Genomic DNA, 2,847 nt, shown 5'->3' with positions numbered 1-2,847 from the left:
TTTCAGGATGCTATTTCTTCATGTATTGAGAACGCTCATATTAACCATAAAAAAGAACTGCTATCGCTACTCACTCTCCGTTTCCAAAATCTCAAAAAAGCTCAGATTATACCCGTTTAAAGTATATCAACGGCTGTGGAGAAAATTTGGGACTTGCTAGTGGGGATGGTGGTGTTACGTTCTAGGTTCTTCGTAAATACACCGCCTTGAGTTTCTAGACCAATTGAGAGGGGAATTACGTCCAGTAATAGGAGATCCTTAACTTCACCGCCTAAGATCCCCGCTTGCACTGCTGCGCCGATCGCTACAGCTTCATCAGGATTAACTGACTGATCAGGCTTTTTACCGTCGAAAAATCTGGATATTGCTTCTTGAACTGAAGGAATCCGAGTTGAGCCACCAACCAAAATGATCCGATTAATCTCTTTAGGTAATAGTCCTGCATCCTTCAAAGCTTGGGCAGTCGGTTCGAGAGTTGCCTTGACTAAAGGTGATGTAATTTCATCAAACTTGGAACGAGTAAAATCTAGTTCAATCGTTTTAGGCCCTGCCTCATCCGCAGCAATAAACGGCAAACTGATCAAGGTTGAGGGAGCGCTAGAAAGTTCAATCTTGGCTTTTTCAGCAGCTTCTTTGAGTCGTTGCAAAGCAGTTTTATCAGCAGCTAAGTCAATTCCTTCTTTTTGTTTAAAGTCAGCAACTAACCAATCCACAATCATTGCGTCAAAGTCGTCACCACCAAGGTGATTATTTCCTGACGTTGCCTTAACTTCAAAAATGCCATCACCGAGTTGCAGTACTGACACATCGAATGTACCGCCGCCAAGGTCAAATACTAAAACAATCTGATCTTGATCCTGCTTGTCCAATCCATAGGCAAGTGCTGCGGCTGTCGGCTCATTGACAATCCGTAGCACTTCCATGCCCGAAATTGCCCCAGCATCTTTGGTCGCTTGGCGCTGAGTATCAGTAAAGTAAGCAGGTACAGTAATAACAGCTTGAGTGACATCTTCGCCTAAATAGTTTTCAGCATCCTGCTTTAGCTTTTGCAGAATCATTGCTGAAATTTCTTGGGGCGTATAAGTTTTATCGCCAATCTGAACATCAACAGTATCGTCTTTGCCTTTGACCGCTGTGTAAGGAACGCGGTGACGCTCTGTCTTAGTTTCATCCCAGCCACGACCAATAAAACGCTTGATACTATAAACCGTATTGACTGAGTTGGTTACGGATTGGCGCTTAGCGACCTGTCCAACGATCCGCTCGCTACTGTCTTTGACAAAAGCGACAATACTCGGTGTGGTGCGCCCCCCCTCTGCACTAGAGATGACAACAGGCTTACCACCCTCTAAAACCGAAACACAACTGTTTGTCGTACCAAGGTCGATCCCAATTACTTTCGACATAATCGCCAGTTCCGTTAAAAGCTTTTTTAAAGTTTAGCTTAATGAATTTCTGAATAATGTACCCTAAGAATGCATTTCAAGATGCAATCGCGATCGCATCTTGAAATATTTAGCTTAACTAGGTTCGCTAGAGCTATTTTCAGAAGTCTCGTCTGAAGACGTATTACTATCGCCACCAATTTTACCTGAGGACACTTTGACTAGTGAATGACGTAGGACACGATCATCGCTGACTAGATAGCCTGGGCGTAATTCTTCGGTGATGAGACCTTCATCATATTCGGTTGAAGGTTCTTGCATAATTGCTTCATGGAAATTGGGGTCAAATTCTTGCCCAACACACTCCATCCTTACGACCCCAGTCTCTTTGAGGCATTTTAGCAATTGTTTATATACAGATTGATAACTTTTATGAATTGAAGCTTCCCCGTCAGTTTTTGGAGAGATCTGCAACTGTGCGCGTTCAAAGTCATCGACTACAGGCAGAATTTTTTTAAGAATCTTGGATGTAATTGTGCCTTCTTGGTCTTCTTTATCACGCTCGGTACGTTTGCGAAAATTCTCGAAGTCAGCATATAGTCGCAAGTACTGCTGTTTGCGATCGTCTAATTGCTCTCTCAGTGAGGTTGACTCAGCAATTAAACCATTAATTTTTTCTAGCGTTGCGGCTGCGGCTGCATTTGCTTTACTTGCGTCAGGTTTTGGCTCGCTCGCTGTGCTTGCAGATGCTGGAGAGCCTTCTGCTTTGGATATAACTGGATTTGAGGTTTGATTTAATTCTTCGGCGGCAAGTTGTTGCAACCGTGACTCAAGAACCTCATCATCTTCGTCGATGAGGTCGTCAGAACTGAGGATGTTTTCTTCTTCGATCATTACGGTGATACTCTTTTAGCGCTTTTTAGACTAGCAGTAAATTGCTAAGAGTTAAAATTTAAGTTTTAGTTTTGACGATTTTTGTCAGTCATTTCGATTTTACTCTTTATCTGAGACAACGTATAGCCGTTAGCGGCATATAGTGGCATAAATATGGAAATTCTCGCTGAAATGAAGTTAGCGCGAAGCGCCGCTTTTATTTATGGCAAACAATTAAGAGTTGATTTTGTAGAGAGTCCAGTTTCAGCAACGTTGCCAGAGGCTAAAGAGCAAAAATATGTGCGAATCTTAGGAGCCAAATTTAAGGCGTTAGTAAAATCGGCGGCTTCAATGCTGCCAATATTTTCGACGATCGCATTACGGAAATTTGCACCATTAAGATTTGTACCAGCAAACTCGATCAAAATTAATTTTGATGCGGTTAGGTTAGCAAAACTAAGATTATACTTTAAACGGGTATAATCTGAGCTTTTTTGAGATTTTGGAAACGGAGAGTGAGTAGCGATAGCAGTTCTTTTTTATGGTTAATATGAGCGTTCTCAATACATGAAGAAATAGCATCCTGAAA

Annotated in this window: 2 protein-coding genes and 1 pseudogene; all 3 read right to left on the bottom strand. The window is 42.1% G+C overall.

Going from position 1 to position 2,847, the window contains the following annotated elements; genetic code table 11:
* Positions 1-125 precede the first annotated feature (125 nt).
* Positions 126-1,406, bottom strand: a pseudogene (dnaK, locus tag VB775_RS15675) (molecular chaperone DnaK); the annotation flags it as partial.
* A 114-nt stretch (positions 1,407-1,520) separates the two neighbouring features.
* Positions 1,521-2,279 carry a nucleotide exchange factor GrpE gene (gene grpE, locus VB775_RS15670; protein ID WP_281006502.1) on the bottom strand — a complete coding sequence of 253 codons (759 nt, stop codon included), beginning with the start codon at positions 2,277-2,279 and terminating at the stop codon, positions 1,521-1,523.
* 200 nt (positions 2,280-2,479) lie between these two features.
* On the bottom strand, positions 2,480-2,785 hold the full coding sequence (locus VB775_RS15665; protein ID WP_416235816.1) for a pentapeptide repeat-containing protein: 306 nt from the start codon (positions 2,783-2,785) through the stop codon (positions 2,480-2,482).
* Positions 2,786-2,847 lie beyond the last annotated feature (62 nt).

Origin of the sequence: Pseudanabaena sp. CCNP1317 (assembly GCF_034931345.1) — a bacterium.
Classification (GTDB): domain Bacteria; phylum Cyanobacteriota; class Cyanobacteriia; order Pseudanabaenales; family Pseudanabaenaceae; genus Pseudanabaena; species Pseudanabaena galeata.
This window is presented reverse-complemented; position numbering and strand designations above follow the sequence as displayed.